The organism is Mucilaginibacter segetis (assembly GCF_016522075.1).
Lineage (GTDB): Bacteria > Bacteroidota > Bacteroidia > Sphingobacteriales > Sphingobacteriaceae > Mucilaginibacter > Mucilaginibacter segetis.
In genome coordinates this window covers 77,437-103,212 of record NZ_JAEHFW010000004.1, presented here as the reverse complement: position 1 = coordinate 103,212, position 25,776 = coordinate 77,437, and the positions used below count along the sequence as shown (strand labels likewise).

Sequence of the window (25,776 nt, the reverse complement as noted above, 5' to 3'; positions counted from 1 at the left end):
CTGATGAAGAAAATATTTTTATCCTTAGCCATAATTGTACTATCAGCTCATTGTATGGCTCAAAAGCCGGCAGCACCGGTGGCAGATGGCATAAAACCCGTGGGTATTATAAAAAACCTGACGGACAGTGCCCTGCTTGATGTGGTACAACGCCAAACATTCCGTTACTTTTGGGATTTTGGCCATCCGGTTAGCGGCCTGGCCCGCGAGCGCAGTAACGCTGCATTCGATTACGGTAATGAGGTGGTAACCACCGGCGGATCAGGCTTTGGGATAATGGCATTGATAGCTGCCGATCATAGAAAATGGATAACACATGAACAAGCGGTTGACCGTATGGTAAAAATTGTTCAGTTTTTATATAAGGCTGATTCATACCACGGTGTATTTCCGCACTGGCTTAATGGCGAAACCGGAAAAACCATCCCGTTTGGGCGGAAAGATGATGGTGGCGACCTGGTGGAAACATCGTATTTATTTGAAGGTTTGTTATGTGCTAAGCAATATTTTACCGCTGATACGCCTAAAGAACGCCGCATACGCGATATGATAGGCTGGATGTGGAGTGAAATTGAATGGGACTGGTACACGCGCGACGGTCGGGATAATTTATACTGGCACTGGAGCCCGAACAATGGATGGGCAATGAATTTTCCGATACGCGGCTTTAATGAATGTTTAATAACGTATATACTTGCAGCCTCGGCCGACAGGTACCCGGTTACAGCTGACGTTTATCACAGAGGCTGGGCTCAAAGTGACTTCTTTACAAATGGAAAAACATTTTACGGGTATAAATTACCTTTAGGATTTGATTATGGTGGTCCGTTATTTTTTTCGCAATATTCCTTTATGGGCCTGAATCCGAAAGGCTTAAAAGACCGCTATGCCGATTATTGGGTACAAAATCAAAATCATACACTTATTAATCGTGCGTATTGCATTGATAACCCTAAAAAATTTAAAGGTTATGGTGAAAACTGCTGGGGACTAACCGCAAGTGATAATTATGAAGGTTATAACGCACACTCCCCTACTAACGATCTGGGCGTGATAACACCTACCGCCGCACTTTCTGCATTCCCGTATACACCGGAATATTCCATGCAGGCGCTTCGTCATTTCTATTATGACCTGGGAGATAAAATATGGGGCGAATATGGCTTTACAGATGCGTTCAGCGAATCGCATAACTGGTATGCTAAATCATACCTGGCAATTGATCAGGGACCAATAGTTGTAATGATAGAAAATTATCGCTCAGGCTTGCTGTGGAATTTATTTATGAGTTGTCCGGAAATTCAAAACGGTTTAAAAAAATTAGATTTTACCAGCCCGGCTCTTGCAAAAAAATAGAGGACTTAGGGTATTAGATGTTTTGCCTGAAAATTATTTGTGAAAAATAAATCGAAATAGGCTAATTTGCGTTAGAGCTATACGTAAATTAATAAGAGACATTTAAACCGATACCCATGAATTTAAAAAAATTGCTAATTACAGGAATGCTGGGCATAATAAGCCTGGCATTTCCGTTTTTTGTACACGCACAGGATAATTCAGCTTTTGAGCGCGGAATGTACGCGAGTAAGCATGATACGCTTCCTTACAGAATATTATTCCCCGAGAAGTTTGATCCCACCCAACAATATCCTTTATTAATAGTTTTACACGGAGCGGGTGAACGGGGCAACGACAATAAAGCGCAATTAGCTTACGGCCCCGAGCTTTTTTTGAAAGACTCTGTAAGAGAAAATTATCCCGCCATTGTAGTTTATCCGCAATGCCCCAAAAATAGTTACTGGGCAAATGTGAAGGTGGATACAAATGCCAACGGTAAACGAATATTTAATTTTGTGAAAGGCGGTGACCCTACTCCCGCAATGCATGCCTTACTCGGCCTTGTTGATCAATTGCTTGATAAACCTTTTGTAAATAAAAAACAAGTTTACGTAGGGGGCCTCTCCATGGGTGGCATGGGAACGTTTGAGATATTAAGGCGTAAGCCCAAAGTTTTCGCGGCGGCATTTGCCATATGCGGAGGCGACAACACCAACAACGCCGGGAAATATGCTAAAAAAGTACCTATGTGGATATTTCATGGCGCTAAAGATAGCGTAGTACCTGTTGAACATTCACAGGCCATGGTAGCCGCTATAAGGGATGCGGGTGGTAATCCCCGTTTTACGGTTTATCCTAACGATGATCATAATAGTTGGAAGGATGCTTTTGCAGAGCCTGAACTTTTACCCTGGTTATTTTCAAATGTTAAGAACAAATAAATAACGTATATAAGCAAAAAGGCAGCCTTAAAATAAAGGCTGCCTTTTTTGTATAATAAAAAAATTAAATTATTTTATCATCTCCGGCAATTTCAGCGTCAGTTGCTGTATTGCTTTCGGCTATATCCGCATCTGTTGCCGTTGTTTGTTCCACAGAAGGAGATGGTGACGATTCATTAAGTGTTTCCTCAATGCCTTCCATGTCGGCAGAAACACCATCTTTATTCACTACCTTGTTAGCTTCCTCGTTGTTAGTAATTGCTTCGGGTTCGCCCTTCTTTTTTTTTGGATCTAACGCGTCATTTTCCGGGGCTGTCTTATTTTCAGGTATATTCATAATTCCGCTTTTAATTCAGAACGTATGAATCCTTATTGTTGTTTGGCTAAACTACCCTTTCAGGAAATGTTCAAATGTATCACTTCTGATACCTAAACGTAAGGTCTCCACAGGGATAACATCTGCCGGTGCAATATTACCTAAGCTCACATTTGCGCCTATCAGCTTTATGAACCAAACTTGCTGGGCTTTTTGAGGCGCCTCCCAAATAATGCTTTCTTCAGGTATTTGAGTTAATATTTCATCAACCAAACCTTGCCTTACCTCACCCGAATCACGATAAATGCCTACGTTACCGCTTTCACGTGCTTCCGCAATCACCTTCCATGACCCGGCTTCTATTTCAGCGGTCATTAATTTTATCCACTTATATGGTGCAAATATCTTTTGAACGTCTTTAGAACCTACTTCAGATATGACGGTAACCTGTTCGCTGAGTTTACGAATATATTCACATTTTTCATCGTGCTCAATAGTTATAGAACCATCAGACACTTCCGCATGCTGCAACTTATACTTATCCAGTATACGACGGTAATCATCAAACTGACCTCTTACAATCATTGCTTCGAAAAGTGTGCCGCCAAAATATACCGGTATCCCCGCTTCTCGGTATAGTGATAATTTTTCGTCAAGCTTGGGCGTAACGTATGATGTTGCCCATCCTAATTTTATAAGGTCGGTATATTCACCGCCTACTTCAATAAAATCTTCCGCCTGTCGCAAGCTTAATCCCTTATCCATAACCATGGTAAGACCGCTGTTTCGTGGCTTTACAGTGCGTTCAGGAAGATCATTGATATGGTAGTTCATAGTATATTTTGTTATAGCTTATAACCAAAAGTATTAGCGCACAAATGTCGGGAATGATGCGCATAAGTGCAAGAAACTTTAATGCAATAGATATTAAAATATAAAACCGGTATATTGCTAATACCGGTTTTATATTCATCTATCTGTTAAATCGGTTAATGATATCTATTATAATTTTATTCTCCTGTAGTTGCGGTAAATAATCAAACAGGATATAATGCTTTTCAGGATCGGATGCGAGAGCCATCTCCAAAAAACTCAGGGCCTCATTATATTCCCCTTTTGCAAACAGGTAGGCTACCATTCTGTAATAAAGCTCGGCTGCATCAGGGTTATTCTTTATAGCTTCGGATATGGTCTCAATTGCTTCAGCCAGGCGTTTTTGCTCGTATAATATCGACGAATAATCCAGCCAGGCATCAACATCCAGCGGATTTAATTCTACCACTTTTTCATAAGCGTGCTCAGCCTCAGTTATGCGGCCTAATTTATATTCCGCGTCCGCTATCGCGAACCAATAATCAGCGTTGGCAATATCCAGATCAAGCGCCTTTTTATAAAAGTGCAACGCTTCAAAGTACCTTTCTTCAAAATCAAGTGTCACCCCAATACCAAACCAGGCATCGGCCAGTTTAGGATCCATCTTTACTGATTTTTTATAGAAGGAACGGGCCTCGTCCATCTGCTCCAGTTTCTCATAGCATTCCCCTATTGCACAATACGTATCGGCATTAGGCTGCTCGTACTCAAAAGTTTGGCGATATACTTCAATAGCTTCAGCGTATTTTTCCAAATTAACTAAAGCATTCCCTTTATTGAAATAAGCCGACGCAAAACTGTCTTTAATTAGTATCGCGTAATCATAAGCGTCAATAGCTTTCTCAAAAAGACTAAGTTTGGTATAAGCGTTCCCTAAATTGTACCATGCTGCGTAACTGTAAGGTTCATTGTCAATATATTGCTGATAAAACTGAACGCTTTCTTCCTGATTATCCAAAACATCGTAGCAAAATGCCAGTTCATATAAGGCATCCTGATTTTCCATGTTTTGTTTTAGGCATAATTTCAAATAAGTTATTGCCGTATCATAGTCGCCCATGTTCTGATAAACATATGCGATATGCAATAATATCTCATCAGTTTCCTCGGCAAATTCCAGCGCCTTTTCATAATTCTCCAAAGCTTCAGTATTGCGCTCCATACTTTCATAAAGATTACCCCTTATGATGTAGATATCCGCATCCGATGCTTCCAGCATAGCGGCTTTATCCAGTGCGGCAAAAGCTTCAGAAGCGCGGTTATTAACTACCAGCAACTGCGCTTGTTTTATTAAGAAAACAGCTGCAAAGGGATGCTGATTCCGGGCATATTCTGATACCTGGAGGGCTTTCGAGGGGGCATTTTTCTCGATGTAGTAGTCTATAATGTTTTCAAAAGCCTGCGCATCAAAAAAGTACTGATCATGATTGCGTATCATTTCTTCGTACCGTTCTACCGAAAATTTTGGGTCTTCGGTAAAACCAAATTCAAATTCTTCTTCCATTCAAGTTTATTTGAAGAACACAAATTCCTCCGGATGGTTAATCCGCAAGGCTTAAACATGAGTTCAAATTACAATAATAAGCTCCTAAAAGGCAATTAAGTTTTCAACATACAAACATTATTAACAAGTTTGCAATGCAAGTAACTGATAATAAATGTACAGCATTTTAACCGGCAGAGGATGAGTTGATGATATTGCCCTAAAGATTTTTAACTTTGACAAAAGTAACCATTATGAGCTTAGCTATTTCAGAAATTCTTGATCATTTACATATAAACGACATTAACCATGCTTTTAGTACAGGCAAGGATGAAGGCAGCAGTCCCGATTCGCCTGTAAACGACATTCTATCTCCGGTTGATGGTAAACGTATAGCTTCCGTTAAATTCGCTACTCCTGCTGAGTATAATACCGTAGTAGATATTGCTGCTAAAGCCTTTAAAAGCTGGCGGCAAATACCTGCACCCAAACGGGGCGAAATAGTAAGGCAAATTGGCGATCAGCTAAGGCTCAATAAAAAAGAGTTAGGCACCTTAGTTTCCTATGAAATGGGCAAGAGCTTGCAGGAGGGCTACGGCGAAGTACAGGAAATGATAGATATATGTGATTTTGCTGTTGGATTAAGCAGACAGCTTTATGGTTTAACCATGCATTCAGAACGGCCGGAACACCGCATGTATGAACAATATCATCCATTAGGCATTGTGGGCATCATCTCGGCATTTAACTTTCCGGTAGCGGTTTGGAGCTGGAACGCTATGCTGGCATGGGTTTGCGGCGATGTGTGTATTTGGAAACCATCAGAAAAAACACCTTTAACAGCCATTGCCTGCCAGCATATTGCACAGGATGTTTTTAAAAAGAATGGTATTGATGAAGGGGTATCGTGCCTGGTTATTGGTGACCGCAGTATTGGCGAACTGATGGCCAATGATACCCGTTTACCATTAATATCGGCAACAGGATCAACCCGCATGGGGAAATCCGTAAGCGCTGCCGTAGGTGCACGATTAGGAAAAAGTTTATTGGAACTTGGCGGTAACAATGCTATTATTATTACCGAAAACGCCGACTTGGATATGGCTTTGATTGGCGCGGTATTCGGCGCGGTAGGCACTGCGGGGCAGCGTTGTACCAGTACCCGCCGTTTAATTATTCATCATAGTGTTTATGATGATTTCAGGCAGAAACTGATCAATGCATATGCGCAAATAAAAATCGGCGATCCGCTGGATGAACACAACCACATGGGTCCGCTTATTGATAAAGACGCGGTTAAACTTTACCTGGAATCCATTGAAAAATGCAAAGCGGAGGGTGGCAATTTTGTGGTGGACGGCGGAAAACTGGAGGGCGAGGCTTACGCATCCGGGTGTTATGTAAAACCCTGCATAGCGGAGGTAGAGAACCATTACGCTATAGTACAGCATGAAACTTTTGCTCCTATACTTTATCTTATCAAATATCAGGATCTGGATGAGGCCATCAATCTACAAAACGGTGTACCGCAGGGACTTTCATCTGCTATTATCACCAATAACCTGCGCGAAGCTGAAACATTTTTATCTTTCGCGGGATCTGATTGCGGTATAGCCAACGTAAATATAGGCACGTCCGGTGCAGAAATAGGTGGGGCTTTCGGCGGCGAAAAGGAAACCGGCGGCGGACGCGAGTCTGGTTCTGATGCCTGGAAGGTGTACATGCGTCGCCAAACCAATACTATAAACCATTCTAAAACGTTGCCTTTAGCACAAGGAATTAAATTCGATCTGTAAATACTTAAAAAACAAATTATATTATAAAATGCACAAATATTGCAAATTAATAACGGGTGCCCTGGTTTGCGGCACCATGCTAACCGGCATACAAGGCTTTGCACAAACAGCGCCTGCTGCTGAACCCGAACTGCCAAAAAACTGGCATCAAATGGATCTTAAAACCGATGGCTACTTTGGAGTTAGCCTTAACCAGGCTTATCAGTTTGTTAAAGGCAAAAAAAGCAAAACAGTTATTGTAGCTACAATAGATAGTGGTATAGATACCGCCCAGGCAGATCTAAAACCAATATTGTGGACCAATCCAAAAGAAATTGCCGGCAACGGTATTGATGATGATCATAACGGATATGTTGATGATATACATGGCTGGGATTTTTTAGGCGGCCCCGGCGGTAAATGCGATTACACTGAAACTACTGAAGAAGTAAGAGAGTACAACCGGCTTAAAGATAAATATGCCAACGCGACAGGCCCGATTAACGGCGATCAAAAAGAGTACGATTACTGGGTTAAAGTAAAAGCCACGCACGATTCAACACTTGAAAAATCGCAGCAGGGTATACAGCAATTGCAACCCGTTATGAATGCATTGATGACCACCAGTGGTTATATTAAAAGGGCGCTTAACCTTAAAACGGATGATGCCTTTAAATTAGAGGATCTGGCTAAGATAAAAACAACTAATGATACGGTTAACCGCAGCAAATACGTATGGGAATCTGTGTTTCAGCAAGAAGGTGGAAATTCTACCAATGCCAAGATCATAGCAGACCTGAGTGAGTATCTTGCTAAACTAAATAACGATGTAAATCCTGACCTTGATGCACGCAAACGTATTGTGGGTGATAACCCTGACATAAAAGACGGAAAACCTTATGGTAATAATATCCTTAAATTCCCTGATGCATCACACGGAACAGGTGTTGCAGGTTTAATTGGCGCGGTACGCGGCAACGGCTACGGCATTGATGGTATAGCAGACAATGTTCGTATAATGGGCATTAAGGCTGTACCAAACGGCGATGAGTACGATAAAGATATTGCTAATGCTATACACTATGCCGTTGACAACGGCGCCAAGATCATTAACATGAGCTTTGGGAAAAAATTATCTCCGCATAAGGCATGGGTTGATGAAGCCTTTAAATATGCTGCCTCCAAAGATGTGCTTTTAGTACAGGCTTCGGGTAACGACAATCAGGATGTGGATGTAACTCCACAATATCCTAATGACACATTTGAAGATGGATCAAGCACAGATGCAGACAATGTTATAAGTGTGGGTGCCTCATCAGCTAAGCAGGACGAAGAATTACCTGCTTCTTTCAGTAATTATGGCAAAAGAACGGTAGATGTTTTTGCCCCCGGCGTTAAGGTTACTTCTATTGATATGGATGCCGAGTTTAATACTGCTGACGGAACCAGCTTTGCTTCGCCTATTACCGCCGGCATTGCCGCGTTGGTATTAGAGTATTACCCTAATTTGAGTGCAAAACAATTAAAGCAGGTTATACTAGAATCAGCTACTCCATTAAACGGTACAATGGTAATTAAACCGGGCACAAAAGAAAAAGTTGATTTTACTACTCTTTCAAAAACAGGGGGTGTTGTTAATGCTTATAAAGCATTAGTTGCTGCCTCTAAATTAAAAGGCGAAAGAAGTAAATAAAATATCATTGTGCTTCATGACAAAGGGTGGAATCATTTTAATGGTCCACCCTTTGTCCTTTTTATAAAAATCTAAAATATAGCTTCAGCAATTTTTTTTGTCGGACCGGGATTTCCCATGGTATAAAAATGCAGCACAGGCGCGCCAAACTTCACCAGATCTTTACACTGATTTATCATCCATTCAATACCTACATCTTTAACATTTTTTTCTTCCTTACAGTCGTGTATGGCGTCGCTTAAATCTTCCGGTATATCAATATGGAATGTTTTTGACAGATTAACTAACTGCTTTGAAGTAGTAATAGGTTTTAATCCCGGTATAATTGGTACGTCAATTCCATTTGCCCGGCAGTTATTTACAAACTCAAAATATTTCTGATTATCAAAAAACATCTGGGTAACAATAAATTTTGCTCCCATATCCACCTTTTGCTTTAAATATTTAAAATCGGTTTTCAGGTTAGGTGCCTCAAAATGTTTTTCGGGATAGCCAGCTACACCAACACAAAAATCCGATTTCAGGATACCTTCATGATTCTCGTGTAGATAGACGCCATTATTCATATTTATTACCTGTTGCAGCAAATCGGTCGCGTAGCAATGCCCATTAGGTGTTGGCACAAACGAACTATCTCCACGCCTAGCGTCACCACGCAGCACAAGTACGTTTTCTATTCCCAGGAATTGAAGGTCAATCAGGCCGTTCTCCGTCTCATCCTTGGTAAAGCCACCGCACAGCAAATGCGGAACAGTGTCTACCTTATATTTATTCATGATGGCAGCGCAGATAGCAATTGTCCCCGGACGTTTACGATAGGCCAGTTTTTCCAACAAGCCGGTTTCATGTTGTTTATAAATATAATCCTCGCGCAACGAGGTCACATCAATAAAAGGCGGATTAAACTCCATTAAAGGATCAATAGCATCATAAATACCTTGTATACTATGCCCCTTTAATGGTGGTATCAGTTCAAAAGAGAAAAGCGTTTTACCCTTTGCGTTTTCTATATGTTCGGTTATTTTCATTCGATTTGGTGCGAGTGCGGGTGATTAGTGTGAGATTAGTCTTTTATTTGAGATTTTTGATGATTAATTAACCCTGCAAGTAATTTTCTTATTTGGGCAAGTTTATCTAAAAGCTGCTTAAGAACTGCATCGTCAATAAATCCCAGATCAAAAGAGAGATAAAGTTGCGTTTCTAACTCATAAGCAGATCCTCTCGCAATAAAAAAGAACCGCATTGAATCTTTAGGATGACTACGCCCACACCCCTCAGCTATATTAGAGGGTATTGATATTACAGACCTTTTTATCTGGGATTGTAAACCATACACCTCTTCTTTAGGAAATGGCAATAAGCAATCATAAACCATTTTTACTAATGATCTTGATTCTTTCCAGGCTTCTAAGTCTGTGTATGTCATTATTAGCTATTTATGTCTCTCTTCTTGCCTCCGGCTCTGCTTAATAATTCAAATTTGGCCCCAACCAGCGTTCAACGGTGTCTACTGACATATTTTTACGTTTAGCATAATCCACCACCTGATCTTTGCCTATTTTACCCAAGCCAAAATAGCGTGCCTGTGGATGAGCAAAATAAAATCCGCTTACGGATGCTGCCGGCATCATAGCCAGGCTTTCGGTCAAATACATGTGGGCATTGTCTTCAGCCTTAAGTATCTCAAATAAAGTGGTCTTTTCCGTATGATCCGGACAGGCAGGATAACCCGGCGCCGGGCGAATTCCCTGATAAGCTTCTTTTATCAATTCATCAGTTTCGAGTTTCTCAGCCTTTGCATACCCCCAGTATTCCTTACGTACCAATTCATGCATTTTTTCAGCAAACGCTTCTGCTAACCGATCGGCAAGTGCCTTTGCCATAATGCTGTTATAATCGTCATGATCGCGTTCAAATTCAGCCACCAATTCATCACATCCTATACCTGTAGTAACTGCAAAGCCACCCCAGTAATCGGCTATGCCGCTGTCTTTAGGTGCGATGAAATCCGATAGCGCGTAATAAGGCTCGCCTTTGGCCTTTTCGGCCTGCTGACGCAATGTATGTATGCGGGTTAATAATTGTGTGCGTGATTCATCAGTGTAGATCTCTATATCATCACCTACACTATTTGCAGGCCAAAAACCTATTACACCGTTAGCCCTCAATAATTTGTTATCTACTATACGCTTTAACAGTACCTGCGCGTCATCATACAGCTTTTTAGCTTCGGTGCCAACATACTTGTCATTAAATATTTTAGGATAGCTGCCACGCAGTTCCCAGGTATGAAAAAAGGGTGTCCAATCAATATAAGGCACCAATTTATCTAATGGATAATTTTCGAAAACCTTTGTACCTGTCAGGGCCGGTTTCGCGGGCATTGCACCGTTTAAATTGATCTGGCATTTTAAATTACGGGCATCTTCTATACTTACGAAACGCTTGTCCGACTTTTTATTTAAATGTGCTTCCCGGGCTTTGGCGTATTCATCCTTGATGCCCTGTATATATTCATTGCGTTGATCCTTGTTCATCAGATTACTGCAAACCGTAACACTTCGGGATGCATCCAGCACATGAATAGCAGGCCCCGAATAGTTTGGTGCAACTTTTACCGCGGCATGTATTCTTGATGTGGTAGCACCTCCTATTATTAACGGAATGGTAAACCCTTCACGTTCCATTTCTTTGGCAAAATGCACCATCTCATCAAGCGACGGAGTTATCAGTCCGCTGAGGCCGATGATATCAACATCCTGTTTTTTTGCTTCTTCAATAATACGCTGAGCAGGCACCATCACGCCCAGGTCAATCACTTCAAAGTTATTACAGGCTAAAACAACTCCAACTATATTTTTTCCAATATCGTGCACATCGCCTTTTACAGTGGCCATTAATACTTTTCCGGCGTTAGCCCGGTTACCGCTTGAGTCTTCACCGGCGTCAATCACTCTTTGTTTTTCAGCCTCAATAAATGGCAATAAATAAGCAACTGCCTTTTTCATTACCCTTGCCGATTTTACTACTTGCGGCAAAAACATTTTTCCGGCGCCAAACAAGTCACCTACTATATTCATCCCGTCCATTAACGGACCTTCTATTACTTCTAACGGCTTAGGAAGCTTTTGACGGGCCTCTTCAACATCATCATCCAGATACTCAATAATACCTTTTACTAAAGCATGTGATAGCCGCTCTTCAACAGTTCCCTTACGCCATTCCTCATCACGTACAACGGTTTTGCCCTTACTTTTTATGGTATCGGCAAATTCAACCAAACGTTCGGTAGCATCCGGCCTGCGGTTCAGTAAAACATCTTCCACCAGTTCCAGCAGATCTTTGGGTATCTCCTGATAAACTTCCAGCATACCAGCGTTTACAATTCCCATATCCAACCCTGCTTTAATAGCATGGTACAGGAAGGCGGAATGCATAGCCTCACGTACAGTGTTATTCCCCCGGAATGAGAACGATATATTACTTACCCCGCCGCTAACCTTAGCCAGTGGTAGGTTTTGCTTAATCCAGCGGGTGGCTTCAATAAAATCAACCGCGTAGTTATTATGCTCATCTAACCCGGTGGCAACGGTTAAAATATTGGGGTCGAATATGATGTCCTGCGGAGGGAAGCCAACTTCATCAACTAAGATGCGGTAAGAGCGCTCGCAGATCTCTTTACGACGCTCCAATGAATCAGCCTGACCGGTTTCATCAAAAGCCATTACTACCGTGGCTGCGCCATAGCTTAAAATTTTTCGCGCGTATTCTTTAAATTTCTCTTCTCCTTCTTTTAGCGAAATAGAATTAACAATACCCTTGCCCTGCAAACATTTTAAACCGGCCTCAATAACCGTCCATTTAGAGGAATCGATCATGATCGGCAATTTGGCGATATCCGGCTCCGAAGCTACCAGGTTCAGGAATTTCACCATCACGGCTTCAGAGTCTATCATCCCCTCATCCATATTAATATCTATCACCTGGGCGCCACCTTCTACCTGCTGCAAGGCAACACTTAACGCGGCTTCATAATCCTCGGCTAATATTAATTTGGAGAATTTGGGCGATCCGGTAATATTAGTACGTTCACCAATATTTACAAAGTTGGTTTCGGGTGTAAGCGTTACTGCCTCTAAACCGCTAAGGCGTAAGTACGGTTCAATAACCGGCTTTTTACGCGCCTGATACCTTGCTGCTTTTTCGGCAATACGGCTTATATGGTCTGGCGTGGTGCCACAGCAACCACCTACTATATTTACCAAACCAGCTTTCATGAAATCATCTACCTGATGAGCTGTTTCATGAGGGGTTTCGTCATAAGCGCCAAATTCATTTGGGAGCCCCGCGTTTGGATAAGCGGAAATATATACTCCCGCCTTTTCGGAAAGTTCTTCTAAATGCGGACGCATTTCTTTCGCGCCCAAAGCACAATTTAATCCTACCGACAGCAGGTTAGCGTGACTTACCGAGTTCCAGAAAGCCTCAACCGTTTGTCCTGAAAGGGTACGTCCGGAAGCATCTGTTATGGTTCCGGATATCATCACACCACCATCTTTGCTATACGCCGGATAGCTTTTACCAGCTGCCTCGCATTCATCCTTATAGCGCTGGATAGCATATAATGCCGCTTTAGCATTAAGTGTATCAAATATGGTTTCCACTAATAATACATGTGCGCCACCATCAACCAGGCCACGTACCTGCTCATAGTAGGCCTCGGCCAAATCATCAAAAGTAACGGCACGATAGCCGGGGTCATTCACATCCGGCGATAAGGAAGCGGTACGATTTGTAGGACCAACAGCTCCGGCCACAAAACGTGGCTTATCCGGATTTTTTTGTGTGTATTCATCGGCAACCTCGCGTGCCAAACGGGCACCTTCAAAACTCAACTCATAAGCCAGTTCTTCCAGATGATAATCTGCCAGTGATATACGCTGCGTGCTAAAGGTATTGGTTTCAATAATATCGGCGCCTGCATCAAGGTATTCGGCATGTATAGCCTTAATCACATCCGGACGGGTGATATTCAGCAGGTCATTATTCCCTTTCAGATCTGACGGATGGTCACGAAAACGGTCACCACGAAAATCTTCCTCGGTTAGTTCGTACCGTTGTATCATGGTGCCCATCGCCCCGTCAATAACCAGGATGCGTTTCTCTAATTCTTTTCTAATATCCATTATAAAGCTGTGCGGGTTGCAGGCTGCTTATGTTAAGCAACAAATTGCAACACAAAAAAATATAGCTTATCTCGAAAAGTCAGGTGTATTTATTTGACTTTCGCTTATCTTTCCTGACCGGTTAAACCGTCCAAGTAGAATGTAGCACCTTGTAAGCACAGGTTGCCAAGACATCGCAGGGTCTAATCCCTCCGCCTTTCTCCATAAGCGTTACAAAGATGAATAATAAGTTTGTAATGTGCAAATACAGTATAGGCCTGCGAAACCAGAGGTCTGTTAAATGTGAAAAGCCGCACAAGGCGGCTTTACTTATTTAATGAGATATACTTATCGCCTATTACCGAAAATACGCAACAACGATATAAACAGATTAATAAAAGTAGTATAAAGTGTAAATGCTCCAATAATTACTAATTTTTTGTATTGTGCTGAACCATATTCAAGCCCTGCGCCTATTCGTTTCAATAATTGCACATAATAAGATGTTAACCCTATCATTGCTGCGGCAAAAACAAAGCTTAAAATATAGCTGATTTGTGCACTTCCTAAAAAGAAATTTACTAATCCGGCTATAAAAGCACCAATAAAGATCATATAAAGAATGGAGCCGAATTTTGTAAGGTCTTGCCTGGTTGTATAGCCAGCTACAGCCATTACACCAAACACCAACGAAGTAGTTAAAAACACACTAAATATAGAAGATGCTGTGTAAATTAAACATAAAATACTCAAGCTGATACCAATGACAGCTGCATAAGCAAGAAACAGAAAGACCATGATCGGATATGAGATTTTATTATACCCGAAATTAATTACAACTGAAAATGCAAGTGGAGAAAAAATAGCTATGTAACCCAAGCCTGTAAATCCACCGTTTACGGGGTCGACAATAAGTTTTAAAAAATCTAAGTGTTGGGTGATTTCAAAAGTTATAACCGCCGAAATACCTAATGCAGCAAACATCCATATAAATACATTGGCTAAATACTTACGGGAAGCATCTGCATCATCAATTTGTATTACGTTTTTATAAACGTAGTCAGAAGTATTATTTTCCATTTTATTACGAAATTATTCAATACGAATTTAGAATTATTTATTTAAATGATTGTTGGTTTGAGGTAAGGTTTAATCAATTTAACCTTTTTAACAATTGCTCTTCTACTTTTTTAAATACTTGTACAGGTTTCAGTGCACGCCAGTTAAGCTCATCCAAATTACCGCCAAAATTAATGTAGTAATCTATCCCGCTATTTTTAAATTCATCTATTACGTGTTCTTGAAAATTTATGCCGGCTATCCAGCCATCATCAATATCCTGAAACCATTCTTCGTAATAGCAATCGTCTGATGAATGAAAGTTTAAAACATTTTCACCTATAAGCACAAACTTATTAACCCCCTGATCTATCATCAGCTCCAGAAGCTCCCGTTTAAGAAGCATTATATCATTGTTAATAGCATCGTTCCACTCACCTATTAATTCAATAATACTGTAATGCCGGTCATAATCAACATACAGTACTTTCAGGTATAAGGTATTTGAGCCGAATGAATCCCACTGCGGATGAAGCAAATAGTTATATATCTGCTTATCGTATTCAAACTCACTGTACTGTGTGGCGTAAAAGGGCGAATATTCATCCTCCGACGCTACATAGTCATCCCTCCACTTATAATATGGCTCTATTTCGTGCATCTATTTTTTTATAAACCATCAATTATTTAAACTATCCACCGCTTTTCTAACACTGCCATGCTTTTTAAGCAATTCAGCAGCAGTAGCCTCATCTAACCCTGTTTCTTTCATTACCATCCGTGTTCCGCGGTCAACAAGTTTATTATTGCTTAACTGCATATCTACCATTTTATTACCCTTTACACGGCCCAACTGTATCATTACACTTGTACTCAGCATATTTAAAACCAGCTTTTGCGCGGTGCCCGCTTTCATACGGGTTGATCCCGTAACAAACTCCGGCCCGGTAACTACTTCAACAGGATATTTGGCTGCTGCAGCAACCGGACTACCACTATTACAAACGATACATCCGGTTATTAAATTATTTTCATTAGCGGCCTTTAAGCCACCAACAACATAAGGTGTGGTACCAGATGCCGCTATGCCTACTACAACATCTCCGGAATTAATGTTAAACTGTTGCAGATCTTTCCATGCCTGTTCAGCATCATCCTCGGCAAATTCAACAGCCTTACGTATAGCACCATCACCGCCTGCAATAATCCCTACTACCCAATCAAACGGCACACCAAAAGTCGGGGGGCATTCCGATGCATCAACCACACCCAACCTGCCGCTTGTGCCTGCACCTATATAAAACAATCTGCCGCCATTGCGCATTTTATCCGTAACGGCTTTAGCTAAAGCTTCAATCTGTGGCAATGCCTTTTCAACCGCCAGCGGAACAGTTTTATCTTCAGCGTTAATATGCTGAAGCAGTTCACTTATCTGCATGTTTTCCAATCCGGTGTAAAGGGAATCTTTCTCGGTAGTAATATTCATGTAACTGATAAATTTTTAACAAAATTGAATAAAAAACATCAAAGCAACTAAGATTATATAAATTATAGGCAATACAGGCGAATGATTAAATTTGCTCCACAACAATGAAAAGAACCGCGGGAATTATCTTCAGAACAATCATACTTATACTGATAGGCATTGCAATAGGCATATGGATAACTGACTATAATTTTTCAGGCAGCAAGATTGGTTTCAGAAATACAGGTAATGATAAAATATTAAAAACCCTGTATCTGGTCAAAAACAATTACGTCGACTCCATAAACACCGACAGTATTGAAGGTGTAACCGTGAACGATCTTTTACAAAATCTTGATCCCCATTCTATTTACCTGCCTGCAAGGCAGGCGCAATCACTAAATGAAAAACTGGACGGCGGATTTACCGGCATTGGCCTGGAATACCAGCTATTGAGGGATACGCTTGTAATTACGCAAATATATAATGACGGGCCCGCCGCGCATGCAAAACTCCCTACCGGAAGTAAAGTGCTTACAGTTAACGGCAAACCTTTTTCCGGCACGCATTTAACTGTTAATCGCATCAGCAGGACATTCCGAGGCGCAAAGGACACTAAAATAACACTTGGCGTATTAATGGACAACGGGCAAACCGCAAGTTATACTATAAAACGTGGCTTTGTTGATCTGAGTAGCCTGGATGCTGCTTATTTAACGGACAACTTTACCGGGTACATAAAAATAACAAAATTTGCTACAACAACCGACGATGATTTCAGAAGCGCCCTGCAAAAGCTTAAAGCACAGGGAATGAAAAAACTGGTGCTTGACCTGAGAGGCAACGGAGGTGGTTATGTAAACACCGCAACAGCAATGGCTGATGAATTTTTACCCGGCGGAAAGCTTATTGTTTATACTAAGGGCGCACATGAGCCCCGAACGGATTATTTCTCTACCGACTCTGGAAATTACCTGACAGGGAAATTAGCTGTGATGATTGACGAACGTTCCGCATCCGCCAGTGAGATACTTGCCGGGGCCTTGCAGGATCTTGACAGAGCCACCATAATTGGTCGCCGTTCATTCGGGAAGGGCCTGGTTCAGCAACAATACCCCTTTGGCGACGGCACAGCCATAAACTTAACTATAGCACGATACTATACTCCTTCCGGCAGGTCAATTCAGAAATCATATAAGGATGGGTTAGAAAGTTACCAGAATGAACTGGTAAACCGGGAACGCAAAGGCGAACTTTTATCTGCAAGCAGCAACTTAAGTGATAGTGCATTTGCCGGGACAACCACTTATCATACGGTAAACGGACGGCCGGTTTTCAGCAAAGGGGGTATTATGCCTGATGTATTTATACCTGTAGACACTACTCAATTTTCGATATTATTAGATGAACTTAATGAGAACCAATTATTCTCAGCTTTTGTGATCGACAAGTTGCACCCTGTTCTAAAAAAATACGCTACTGCTGATGATTTCATAGCTCATTTTGAAATAACAGATGATATTTTTAAAAACTTTATAAGCTATGCGTCACAAACAATAAAAGTGATGGATCCCCTGGAGCTAAAGGCTTCCAGGGAGATGATAAAAACTGTGCTCAAGGCAAATACGGCCAGGTTTAAGTGGGGTAACAATGCTTATTATCGCATTATTAACAGCAATGATAAAACATTTAAGGCAGCAATAAACCTATAAATGTCTGTTAAAAGATTATCCCGGTACCCGTCGGGAAAAACATATTAATGCTTACCGACAATTTTCCTTTCGGCTTTATTTGCCCGGTTATTACCTTAACAGCAGCCCGTTGCATAAAATCTTCCTTTTGATAACAGGCTAATAATGTTTCACTTTTTTCAATACCCGGCAACCCTGCAATGGTATAAGCGTTGGCAAAAACACAGGTAATTGTATTAGGTAAAGATGCTAACTGGGATATCAGCAATTTCACATCGCTGTTATAATCCAGTTTGCTTTGAGGCCTTAAACGGGTATCATGGATACTGATAAATAACTGATCGTATTTTTTTAGCGAAGCAAGCATGCCGTTCAACTCGTTAACGGGCGTTTTCTTTCCAACTAAAAACAACAAGCTGTTTGGATATTTTTTCGATAATTCTTTCTGAAAAACTGTTTCTTCATCAACTCCTATACTTACAATAGCCGTTCTTTTTTTAGGATCTTTATAAAGCGAAGTACTATCCCCTTTTAATAAAGTTATAGCTGTATCACTTAATTGCTGTACAAGTGCTTTGGCCGAATCCCGGTTAAGGTCGCTAACAAGCCCTGCCCGGGATGCAGGAGTGTAATGCGCTAAACCTGCCCAATATTTTGCGGCAAGTACCTTTTTTACCTTCGCTTCAAATTCCTCTTTCGGCATTTTATGATGACGAAGTGCTTTTAATATCATTTTTTCGGCTTTCTTTGAATCCGGAGATAGTTCAATAATATCATTACCGGCAAGGAATGCTCTAAGGTCACCTTCGCCATTCGGGAAATATTTGGTTACTCCTTTCATTTCCATCGCGTCAGATGCTACTAATCCTTTAAAGTTTAAGGAATCTTTTAACTCACCGGTAACAATCGGTCTCGATAAAGTAGAGGGTAAATTCTTAGTGGAATCAAAAGCAGGGATGCTCATATGTGCTATCATTACACCGCCAATACCTGCTTTAATGGCTTCCCTGAATGGGTATTCCTCCAATGAATCGAGCCTGTCCCGTGTAAAAGGAAGTAAGGGCAGATCATAATGAGAATCCACATCGGTATCTCCGTGGCCGGGGAAGTGTTTGGCCACCGTTATTAGCCCGGCGTCTTGCATACCTTTAAAATAAGCGATGCCTTTTTTTGCTACATTGTATTTGCTATCACCAAACGAGCGGTAGTTAATAACCGGATTATTAGGATTATTGTTAACATCCAATACGGGTGCAAAATTAATTTGCATTCCCATACGCTTATAGTCATAGGCTATCATTTGACCCATTTTATAAATAAGCGAATCATTCTGAATAGCGCCCAGTGTCATCTGATAAGGGTAGGAGATGGTTGAATCTAATCGCATGCCCAATCCCCACTCGCCATCCATTGCTATAAGTAAAGGAACCCGGGATAACTTCTGGTAATTATTAATAAGATCAGTTTGCCTAACCGGCCCTCCCTGAAAGAAAACCAACCCGCCTATGTGTTCCTTCTGGATCACCTTACCTACTGAATCTTCATAAGCCTGCCCTTTATTGGTATGTGCGCGAACAAAAAAAAGTTGTGCAATCCGTTGCTTTCGGTTTAATTTCTTGTAAACGGAATCAACCCAGTGGTTTTGACTATTCAGGGTATTGATAAGGGATGATTGCCCCCGGACTGTATCAGTAAAAACACTGATTAACAATAGCAAAAGGGAAATTCGGGTAAAATATTTTGTTATAAGCATTGTAATGTAAATGTAGCTTAAATATGATTTTTAGCTAATTGTTTTTAAGCTAAATAAATATTATGCAATAGATACGAATAAACCTTCTTTAAAATTTTCGCTCTCATAAATATTATTAAAACATTACAACAACTATGAAAAAAACACTCTTTTTAGCAATAAGCTTATTTATAGCAGGCTCGGTAAGTGCCCAACGCTATCACAATCCACGCCGTCCTCCACACCGTATGATGAGGCAGGAACGCAGGCCTGTTGATGACTTTTATCAGCCAAAAGTTGGTATAACCGGTGGTTTAAATATTTCTAACACGGTTGATGCATACAACTCTAATTTTAGTACAAGTAGCATAACAGGTGTACACGCCGGATTGACATTTGAAATTCCGCTGGTTTATCCTTTATCTTTCGCTCCCGAAATTTTGTATTCGCAAAAAGGATACAAGGCAGAAACAAATTACGGTCAGTTTAAGCAGCGGACCAATTACATTGATATTCCATTACTCGCTAAATTACGGGTAGTGCGCGGCTTTAATATCGTTGCCGGACCTCAGCTTACCTTTTTAACATCTACAAAGAATATTTACGACGATGGATTTAATACCGTTTACGAAGAACGGTATAATAACCGGGGCGATAAAAGCTATATAGCCGGTGTAGTAGGTGTTGGTATTGATCTTAACCGGAACGTAGAATTACGCGCCAGATATAATATTGACCTGCAACAGAACACCCCGGATGACGGATCGGTACCGGATTACCGTAACCAGGTATTCCAGGTAGGTTTAGGCTTCCGTTTTCAATAATTATCAAACTAAAAAGGGCTTGTAAATTTACAAGCCCTTTTTAGTTATCATCCATTAAAGGTCTGCATTTCTATCAGCCTTTTATACAGGCCATTATGCTGAATAAGCTCCGCGTGATTGCCCTGCTCTACGATTTTACCAGCCTCAAGCACTACGATCATGTCGGCGTTTTGTATCGTACTAAGCCGGTGGGCAATAATAAGTGATGTCCTGTTCTTCATTAAATTATTCAAGGCATCCTGTACCAGTTTTTCCGATTCTGTATCCAAAGCAGATGTGGCTTCATCCAGCAGCATAATCGGCGGGTTATTTAATACTGCCCGGGCTATACATATTCGCTGCCTTTGCCCGCCCGAAAGTTTTGTACCCCTGTCGCCAACGTTGGTGTCGTATCCGTTATCCGTATCCATAATAAAATTATGTGCGTTGGCAATACGTGCCGCCGCTTCTACATCTTCGGGCTTAGCATTCGTTTTGCCAAAAGCTATATTATTATAAATGGTATCGTTAAATAACAAAGAATCCTGATTAACAATACCCATCAACGAGCGTAACGAATCTGCTGTGATCAATCGAACATCCACTCCATCTACAGCTACATTGCCACTTTGCGGATCCATGAAGCGGGGTATTAAATCCATTAAGGTGGATTTTCCACCACCAGACGGGCCTACCAGCGCCACTGTTTTCCCTTTAGGCACCTTTAAATTAATAGATGATAATATCTCCTTTTCCTGGTAAGCAAAACTGACGTCATTAAACTCAATTGCGGTATTAAAATCATTAACGGTTATGGCGTTGGGGGCATCGGTAAGCAAGGGCTTTTCATCTATGAGTTCCAGCACACGCTCACCCGCTGCTATTCCTGAATGGATATTACTGAATGAATCGGAGATGGCTTTGGCCGGGCGCATTACCTGAGAGAATATAGCAATAAAAGTTACGAATTCTGATGCCGTTAAACTCGACTGATTACTTAGCAATAAATGCCCGCCATATAATACAATACCGGCAACCATGGTAACTCCAAAAAATTCTGATACAGGCGATGCCAGTTGCTGCCTTTTCGCCATTGACCGTGTAATAAACGAATAGCGCCTGTTTTCGTCATCAAATTTTTGTTTGATAAAATTAGTGGCATTAAAAGCTTTAATGATCTTTATACCCGACAATGCTTCATCAAGATAACTGATCATATTACCATAAGTTTGCTGCGAAGCCATGGCTTGTTGCTTTAAGCGCTTCACTATTCTGGATATTACAAAAGCAGATATAGGAATAATAATGAGCGAAAAAAGAGTAAGCTTCGCTGATATCATAAACAGGTATATTAAATAAGCAATAAGTGTTAGCGGTTCCTTAAATATAACCTGTAAAGTGCCGGTTACTGAAAATTGCACCACTTGTACATCAGACGACACCTTTGAAATAATATCACCTTTACGCTCATTATTAAAATAACCAAGGTGCAAATTCATCACGTTATTAAATACCCGCCTGCGTAAATTAAGTAAGGTGTGCACACGTAGGTTCTCCATGGTGCGCTGCGAAAAGTATCGGAACAGGTTACCTAATAATGCGGATGCAATAATAGCTCCGCAAACAAACTTAAGTGCCCCCCATACACCATAATTGTTTATACTGTATTGCACATAATATTTAAACACCTCCATTACATCGTATAAAGCAGGTTTAGGGCCAAGCGGTTTAACAACATCATCAGCTTTGGTATCAATAAATAAAGTTTGCAGCAGCGGTGCCAGTAATGCAAGGTTCAGCGTACTGAATATGACAGCAAATACCGTGAAAAAAATATAAGGTATAGCAAACTTTTCAATAGGTTTTGCGAATGATAACAGCCGGAAGTAAGTCTTCATCAAAAAAATTTAATGCAAGGCAAAGTTAGCAGTAAAATAATTAATTATGTTACAGCCGCAATAAAGAGCACATCGGCACAACACTCCACAATACCAACATTAACTATTCGTAGTAATTAAAGGAATTTATCACTGCAAAAATTGTCGCCCCGGGGGCTTTTTATTTATACCGTGAATGTATTAATTAAAGGCGCGATCCAATTTTTCATAAAGAACATTCTTACTAAAAGCAACATTAATTAATTGTTTTGCTAAAGCACTTTGGGAAATATATAAATCTTTATTATTAAGCAACTTAATAATATTATTAGCAAACTCAGTTGCATCATCACTTACCAAACATCCATTGAATTCTTTATTAGGTAAGCCATCAGTACCGCGCGCTGTACATACTACAGGCAGGCCGTAAGCTAATGCTTCTACTACTTTTACTTTTACTCCTGTGCCTGTAAGCATAGGACAAAGAGCAATTTTTGCATTTCTATAATATTCGCCAAGTTCAGCAGCATAAAGTACACGCTTTATCTTGTATTGCTCAGGGATAGTTTTATTGATCAAGCCTATTACACATATATTTATATCGTTTGGTAATAGAGGGTAAACTTTTTCAAAAAACCAATCAGCAGACCTTTTATTATGTACATTATCACTTGCTACATATATAAGATCATATTTTTTTATTGACGCCGATGAACTTATACTATGGTCAATATCTGCCATTAACGGCACCAATCGAACTTGAGAGCGACAAAACTGTGCAAAAATGTATTGTTCTTCGTATGATATCGCCCAAACTTCATCAAACTTACTTAATCTGTCTATTTCGTCCTGAAAAGTTACCCCGAGGTTAAAATGTCGTTTATCTTTAAATTGAGCAGTAATAAGATCGTGTGTATCGATAATAGTTTTGGCACCCTTTAATAAACGTTTGTTGGATATAAGATCGGCGCATTGCACATAACTGATAATTATATAATTATATGTATCATTTTTTAACACATTGTTGAAAGCGTGCTTTAAATGTATGGTTAAAAAAGTAGGAATTTTAGATTTTGCCGGGTAGTTAAACCAATAATAAAAAAGATTCCATAATTTATATTTGAAAAAGTAAACTATATAATTGTTTTTGTGAGGCTTACGTGGTAATAAATAAACCCGTTGGGCAAGTTTGTTACCCGTCAGGAAATCTATAGTATCTTGTTCTGTTTCGCTATCTGCTGTTTCATGCTTAAGACTCACAAAATCAACCTGATAACCCCGCTCCTTAAAAAATTTCAGTAATTGTATAGCACGAGCTTTATTACCAGCTGTTTGCACGCCAACATTATCCGGGAAAAAGTATAGAATCTTTTTCATTAAAGTATTTTATAGTTTTTATACTCCCCCAGTCGCCACCCCGTCCAATCCTCTATTTTTTGTAAAAAACGACGACGAAAGGTCATTTTCTTATGAAGTTTATCAATGTCAATGTCCAATTTCCAGTTAGTTGCATTTATTCGCTTTTGCATAACTGCCGGATGTTTATCATTAAATTTAATGAGCCTGTCAGCATTTTTATAATCAAATTCATACGTGTCAGGTATATTTTCGTTTATCCAGGCATCGTCTTGATAAAATTGATTAAAGCTGCGCAATTTATGTTTCAAACCTGACGGAGGCTTCACCCAACCATAATGATAGATATATGCATCAATCAGCTTCACATTTATCTTCCTATCCTGCCACCTAAATCCCTGCGCATCGCGATATGCATGTATAGCTTTGTTATTCCGCAATACACGTATCTCCCTACGGTACCAGCGGCGAGAATGTCCATAGTAATCATACGAACCATAAAAATGTATATACTTAAACAGAAGTCCTTCTACTTCTCGCCTTTCGAGATTTTCTTCCATGGCACTTTTTATTACCGGAAGATATTTTTCGTGCACACATTCATCACCTTGTATATAAAAAGCCCAATCTACATCAGGAGAAATCTCCCGGAAAGCCTTGTCGGTTTCAACTGCAAATACAGCCCCGCCCTCTCTATTATTTTCATCCCAAACTGTTCGAATAATTCGGATCTTGGGTGATTTGATATCCAAGATCAATTTTTCTGTATCATCTTCACTATTACCGAGTGCTACCACAAATTCATCACAAATTGGTAAGATAGAAGTTATAGCTTCAACTATTGGATAATCATTTTTTACTGCATTACGTATAAATGTAAAACCTGCAACCTTCATCTATATTGATTCATTATATAATATTAAATGGCAAAACACTCTTTATAAAAAAGGGAAATATTAATTCTTAGTTATGCTGATCGGATTATTAACATAAATAAACAATGAATTTATTCACTTAATTATCTGTAATTACACTTACGTACCATTTAGCCAAAACGTTGCAGGTGTTAATAAACATAATTAACATCTTAAGGGTTAGCTACCCAAAAACTTGATAAATGAGTAAATATTAAAAGCCGTTAGCTTTTTAAACATTCTTCATATAGCTGTAAATACTGCTGCGCGGTTTTTTCCCAGGAAAATTTATGGGCATGAGCAATAATAGCCGCTTCGCGATCATTAGCTTTATAATCTTTCATTCCCTTTGCAAAAACAGCCTGCATGTGATCTGGTTCAAAATTATCAAAATAGTAAGCTTCGTTTCCGCCAACTTCCGGCAATGAGGTGAATTTGGATAGAAAAACAGGCTTTCCGAAATACATTGCTTCAATTACAGGTAAACCAAACCCCTCAGCTATTGACGGAAATACAAATGCACTGCAATTTTTATAATACCATGCCTTATCAGAATCACTTATGGGGCCTGTAATAGTGACCCTGTCAATACAATCATACTTTTCCGCTTCAGCTATGATATTTTTTTTATGTGGCGTTTCAATTCCCGCAATTACCAGTTCATAATTATTATTTGCCAGCAAGGCCGGTATATAATGAAATCCTTTTTGTACAGATAATAACCCAATGGTGAACAGAAACAAACGCTCCGGTTTATAAGCAGGCGTGTAACCATCAGCCACCTGCAATTTATCTGCGCCATTGTATATTACACTTAATTTGTCTCGGGCTTCGGGTATAAAACGTAAAATATCATCGGCTACAAATCTGGATATTGTCACAACCTTATCGCAATAGGCAATAAATCTTTTAAGTTTTTTTATATGCGCGTCTACTTTGTGTGGGGGTTTAAATAAAAGATGGGCATTATTAATATCATGGATAGTCATGATCTTTTTACCTCTCACCCGATATGGACGTAATCTGCAGGTCTGATCAGTAAAATGGATTAAGTTAAATTTATTATAGGAGGGGAAAAATATACGATGCAGCCTATTTAAGTGCAAAATATCTACCAATCCATCAAAATAAGTTGTTATCTTAAACAGATAATACGTTAGCTTAAACCGTCCTTTATTTTGCTTTAACAGCGCATCGCCTAAACCTTTTCCGAACGAGAAATATCCGGAGTTTGGATTTTTCATGGAATCGAATGTTACCAAAATTGATGTCTTTGACATTAATACAGAAGAGTT

Annotated in this window: 20 protein-coding genes and 1 riboswitch; of the genes, 6 read left to right on the top strand and 14 right to left on the bottom strand. The window is 40.1% G+C overall.

Annotated features, from left to right (window positions below; translation table 11 throughout):
* Positions 1 to 3: 3 nt before the first annotated feature.
* Together I5M19_RS18155 and I5M19_RS18150 are read left to right on the top strand one after the other, a co-directional pair.
* Positions 4 to 1,356 carry a glucoamylase family protein gene (locus tag I5M19_RS18155; protein ID WP_200067797.1) on the top strand — a complete coding sequence of 451 codons (1,353 nt, stop codon included), beginning with the start codon at positions 4 to 6 and terminating at the stop codon, positions 1,354 to 1,356.
* Between the two features lie 116 nt (positions 1,357 to 1,472).
* Complete coding sequence (locus I5M19_RS18150; RefSeq protein ID WP_200067796.1) at positions 1,473 to 2,279, top strand: carboxylesterase family protein; 807 nt, start codon at positions 1,473 to 1,475, stop codon at positions 2,277 to 2,279.
* Positions 2,280 to 2,343: 64 nt separating this feature from the next.
* Here I5M19_RS18150 and I5M19_RS18145 read toward each other — a convergent pair whose 3' ends face one another.
* From I5M19_RS18145 to I5M19_RS18135, 3 genes are all read right to left on the bottom strand, one after another.
* Positions 2,344 to 2,616, bottom strand: a complete 273-nt coding sequence (locus tag I5M19_RS18145) for a hypothetical protein (protein WP_200067795.1) — start codon at positions 2,614 to 2,616, stop codon at positions 2,344 to 2,346.
* A gap of 51 nt (positions 2,617 to 2,667) precedes the next feature.
* Positions 2,668 to 3,429 (bottom strand): phosphosulfolactate synthase, encoded by a 762-nt coding sequence (locus tag I5M19_RS18140; RefSeq protein WP_200067794.1) that lies wholly within the window; start codon positions 3,427 to 3,429, stop codon positions 2,668 to 2,670.
* Positions 3,430 to 3,568: 139 nt separating this feature from the next.
* A complete protein-coding gene (locus I5M19_RS18135) occupies positions 3,569 to 4,972 on the bottom strand; it encodes a tetratricopeptide repeat protein (protein WP_200067793.1) in 1,404 nt (467 codons plus the stop codon).
* A 233-nt stretch (positions 4,973 to 5,205) separates the two neighbouring features.
* Between I5M19_RS18135 and amaB the strand changes: the two genes are divergently transcribed.
* The gene (amaB, locus tag I5M19_RS18130) at positions 5,206 to 6,747 is read left to right on the top strand and encodes an L-piperidine-6-carboxylate dehydrogenase (protein ID WP_200067792.1); all 1,542 of its coding nucleotides are present in this window, start codon (positions 5,206 to 5,208) and stop codon (positions 6,745 to 6,747) included.
* A 28-nt stretch (positions 6,748 to 6,775) separates the two neighbouring features.
* The gene (locus I5M19_RS18125; protein ID WP_200067791.1) at positions 6,776 to 8,419 is read left to right on the top strand and encodes a S8 family serine peptidase; all 1,644 of its coding nucleotides are present in this window, start codon (positions 6,776 to 6,778) and stop codon (positions 8,417 to 8,419) included.
* 71 nt (positions 8,420 to 8,490) lie between these two features.
* Here the strand turns inward: I5M19_RS18125 and metF are convergent, their stop codons facing one another.
* The 6 genes from metF to murQ all read right to left on the bottom strand — a co-directional run bounded on the left by metF (position 8,491) and on the right by murQ (position 16,129).
* Positions 8,491 to 9,447 (bottom strand): methylenetetrahydrofolate reductase [NAD(P)H], encoded by a 957-nt coding sequence (gene metF, locus I5M19_RS18120; RefSeq protein WP_200067790.1) that lies wholly within the window; start codon positions 9,445 to 9,447, stop codon positions 8,491 to 8,493.
* A 35-nt stretch (positions 9,448 to 9,482) separates the two neighbouring features.
* Positions 9,483 to 9,845 carry a four helix bundle protein gene (locus I5M19_RS18115; RefSeq protein ID WP_200067789.1) on the bottom strand — a complete coding sequence of 121 codons (363 nt, stop codon included), beginning with the start codon at positions 9,843 to 9,845 and terminating at the stop codon, positions 9,483 to 9,485.
* A gap of 40 nt (positions 9,846 to 9,885) precedes the next feature.
* The gene (metH, locus tag I5M19_RS18110; RefSeq protein ID WP_200067788.1) at positions 9,886 to 13,605 is read right to left on the bottom strand and encodes a methionine synthase; all 3,720 of its coding nucleotides are present in this window, start codon (positions 13,603 to 13,605) and stop codon (positions 9,886 to 9,888) included.
* Between the two features lie 101 nt (positions 13,606 to 13,706).
* Positions 13,707 to 13,815, bottom strand: a riboswitch (SAM riboswitch).
* 117 nt (positions 13,816 to 13,932) lie between these two features.
* The gene (locus I5M19_RS18105) at positions 13,933 to 14,664 is read right to left on the bottom strand and encodes a Bax inhibitor-1/YccA family protein (protein ID WP_200067787.1); all 732 of its coding nucleotides are present in this window, start codon (positions 14,662 to 14,664) and stop codon (positions 13,933 to 13,935) included.
* Between the two features lie 73 nt (positions 14,665 to 14,737).
* Positions 14,738 to 15,304 carry a hypothetical protein gene (locus I5M19_RS18100; RefSeq protein WP_200067786.1) on the bottom strand — a complete coding sequence of 189 codons (567 nt, stop codon included), beginning with the start codon at positions 15,302 to 15,304 and terminating at the stop codon, positions 14,738 to 14,740.
* A gap of 18 nt (positions 15,305 to 15,322) precedes the next feature.
* On the bottom strand, positions 15,323 to 16,129 hold the full coding sequence (murQ, locus tag I5M19_RS18095) for an N-acetylmuramic acid 6-phosphate etherase (RefSeq protein ID WP_200067785.1): 807 nt from the start codon (positions 16,127 to 16,129) through the stop codon (positions 15,323 to 15,325).
* 104 nt (positions 16,130 to 16,233) lie between these two features.
* Between murQ and I5M19_RS18090 the strand changes: the two genes are divergently transcribed.
* Positions 16,234 to 17,820 (top strand): S41 family peptidase, encoded by a 1,587-nt coding sequence (locus I5M19_RS18090; RefSeq protein WP_200067784.1) that lies wholly within the window; start codon positions 16,234 to 16,236, stop codon positions 17,818 to 17,820.
* Between the two features lie 7 nt (positions 17,821 to 17,827).
* Here I5M19_RS18090 and I5M19_RS18085 read toward each other — a convergent pair whose 3' ends face one another.
* Positions 17,828 to 19,552 carry a glycoside hydrolase family 3 protein gene (locus tag I5M19_RS18085; RefSeq protein ID WP_200067783.1) on the bottom strand — a complete coding sequence of 575 codons (1,725 nt, stop codon included), beginning with the start codon at positions 19,550 to 19,552 and terminating at the stop codon, positions 17,828 to 17,830.
* A 134-nt stretch (positions 19,553 to 19,686) separates the two neighbouring features.
* Between I5M19_RS18085 and I5M19_RS18080 the strand changes: the two genes are divergently transcribed.
* Positions 19,687 to 20,355 (top strand): porin family protein, encoded by a 669-nt coding sequence (locus I5M19_RS18080; protein WP_200067782.1) that lies wholly within the window; start codon positions 19,687 to 19,689, stop codon positions 20,353 to 20,355.
* Positions 20,356 to 20,402: 47 nt separating this feature from the next.
* Here the strand turns inward: I5M19_RS18080 and I5M19_RS18075 are convergent, their stop codons facing one another.
* The 4 genes from I5M19_RS18075 to I5M19_RS18060 all read right to left on the bottom strand — a co-directional run bounded on the left by I5M19_RS18075 (position 20,403) and on the right by I5M19_RS18060 (position 25,761).
* Positions 20,403 to 22,232, bottom strand: coding sequence for an ABC transporter ATP-binding protein (locus tag I5M19_RS18075; protein WP_200067781.1), 1,830 nt, complete (start codon positions 22,230 to 22,232; stop codon positions 20,403 to 20,405).
* 180 nt (positions 22,233 to 22,412) lie between these two features.
* Positions 22,413 to 23,588 (bottom strand): glycosyltransferase, encoded by a 1,176-nt coding sequence (locus tag I5M19_RS18070; RefSeq protein WP_200067780.1) that lies wholly within the window; start codon positions 23,586 to 23,588, stop codon positions 22,413 to 22,415.
* Positions 23,588 to 24,463 (bottom strand): glycosyltransferase family protein, encoded by an 876-nt coding sequence (locus I5M19_RS18065; RefSeq protein WP_200067779.1) that lies wholly within the window; start codon positions 24,461 to 24,463, stop codon positions 23,588 to 23,590. Before I5M19_RS18065 ends, I5M19_RS18070 begins: the two co-directional genes overlap by 1 nt.
* A gap of 242 nt (positions 24,464 to 24,705) precedes the next feature.
* A complete protein-coding gene (locus tag I5M19_RS18060; RefSeq protein ID WP_200067778.1) occupies positions 24,706 to 25,761 on the bottom strand; it encodes a glycosyltransferase family 4 protein in 1,056 nt (351 codons plus the stop codon).
* Between the last annotated feature and the right edge of the window lie 15 nt (positions 25,762 to 25,776).

Excerpts from the sequence above, each read along its gene's own strand:
- I5M19_RS18155 (WP_200067797.1), top strand. The coding sequence starts at position 4 with ATGAAGAAAATATTTTTATCCTTAGCCATAATTGTACTATCAGCTCAT.
- I5M19_RS18150 (WP_200067796.1), top strand. The coding sequence starts at position 1,473 with ATGAATTTAAAAAAATTGCTAATTACAGGAATGCTGGGCATAATAAGC.
- I5M19_RS18145 (WP_200067795.1), bottom strand. The coding sequence starts at position 2,616 with ATGAATATACCTGAAAATAAGACAGCCCCGGAAAATGACGCGTTAGAT.
- I5M19_RS18140 (WP_200067794.1), bottom strand. The coding sequence starts at position 3,429 with ATGAACTACCATATCAATGATCTTCCTGAACGCACTGTAAAGCCACGA.
- I5M19_RS18135 (WP_200067793.1), bottom strand. The coding sequence starts at position 4,972 with ATGGAAGAAGAATTTGAATTTGGTTTTACCGAAGACCCAAAATTTTCG.
- amaB (WP_200067792.1), top strand. The coding sequence starts at position 5,206 with ATGAGCTTAGCTATTTCAGAAATTCTTGATCATTTACATATAAACGAC.
- I5M19_RS18125 (WP_200067791.1), top strand. The coding sequence starts at position 6,776 with ATGCACAAATATTGCAAATTAATAACGGGTGCCCTGGTTTGCGGCACC.
- metF (WP_200067790.1), bottom strand. The coding sequence starts at position 9,447 with ATGAAAATAACCGAACATATAGAAAACGCAAAGGGTAAAACGCTTTTC.
- I5M19_RS18115 (WP_200067789.1), bottom strand. The coding sequence starts at position 9,845 with ATGACATACACAGACTTAGAAGCCTGGAAAGAATCAAGATCATTAGTA.
- metH (WP_200067788.1), bottom strand. The coding sequence starts at position 13,605 with ATGGATATTAGAAAAGAATTAGAGAAACGCATCCTGGTTATTGACGGG.
- I5M19_RS18105 (WP_200067787.1), bottom strand. The coding sequence starts at position 14,664 with ATGGAAAATAATACTTCTGACTACGTTTATAAAAACGTAATACAAATT.
- I5M19_RS18100 (WP_200067786.1), bottom strand. The coding sequence starts at position 15,304 with ATGCACGAAATAGAGCCATATTATAAGTGGAGGGATGACTATGTAGCG.
- murQ (WP_200067785.1), bottom strand. The coding sequence starts at position 16,129 with ATGAATATTACTACCGAGAAAGATTCCCTTTACACCGGATTGGAAAAC.
- I5M19_RS18090 (WP_200067784.1), top strand. The coding sequence starts at position 16,234 with ATGAAAAGAACCGCGGGAATTATCTTCAGAACAATCATACTTATACTG.
- I5M19_RS18085 (WP_200067783.1), bottom strand. The coding sequence starts at position 19,552 with ATGCTTATAACAAAATATTTTACCCGAATTTCCCTTTTGCTATTGTTA.
- I5M19_RS18080 (WP_200067782.1), top strand. The coding sequence starts at position 19,687 with ATGAAAAAAACACTCTTTTTAGCAATAAGCTTATTTATAGCAGGCTCG.
- I5M19_RS18075 (WP_200067781.1), bottom strand. The coding sequence starts at position 22,232 with ATGAAGACTTACTTCCGGCTGTTATCATTCGCAAAACCTATTGAAAAG.
- I5M19_RS18070 (WP_200067780.1), bottom strand. The coding sequence starts at position 23,588 with ATGAAAAAGATTCTATACTTTTTCCCGGATAATGTTGGCGTGCAAACA.
- I5M19_RS18065 (WP_200067779.1), bottom strand. The coding sequence starts at position 24,463 with ATGAAGGTTGCAGGTTTTACATTTATACGTAATGCAGTAAAAAATGAT.
- I5M19_RS18060 (WP_200067778.1), bottom strand. The coding sequence starts at position 25,761 with ATGTCAAAGACATCAATTTTGGTAACATTCGATTCCATGAAAAATCCA.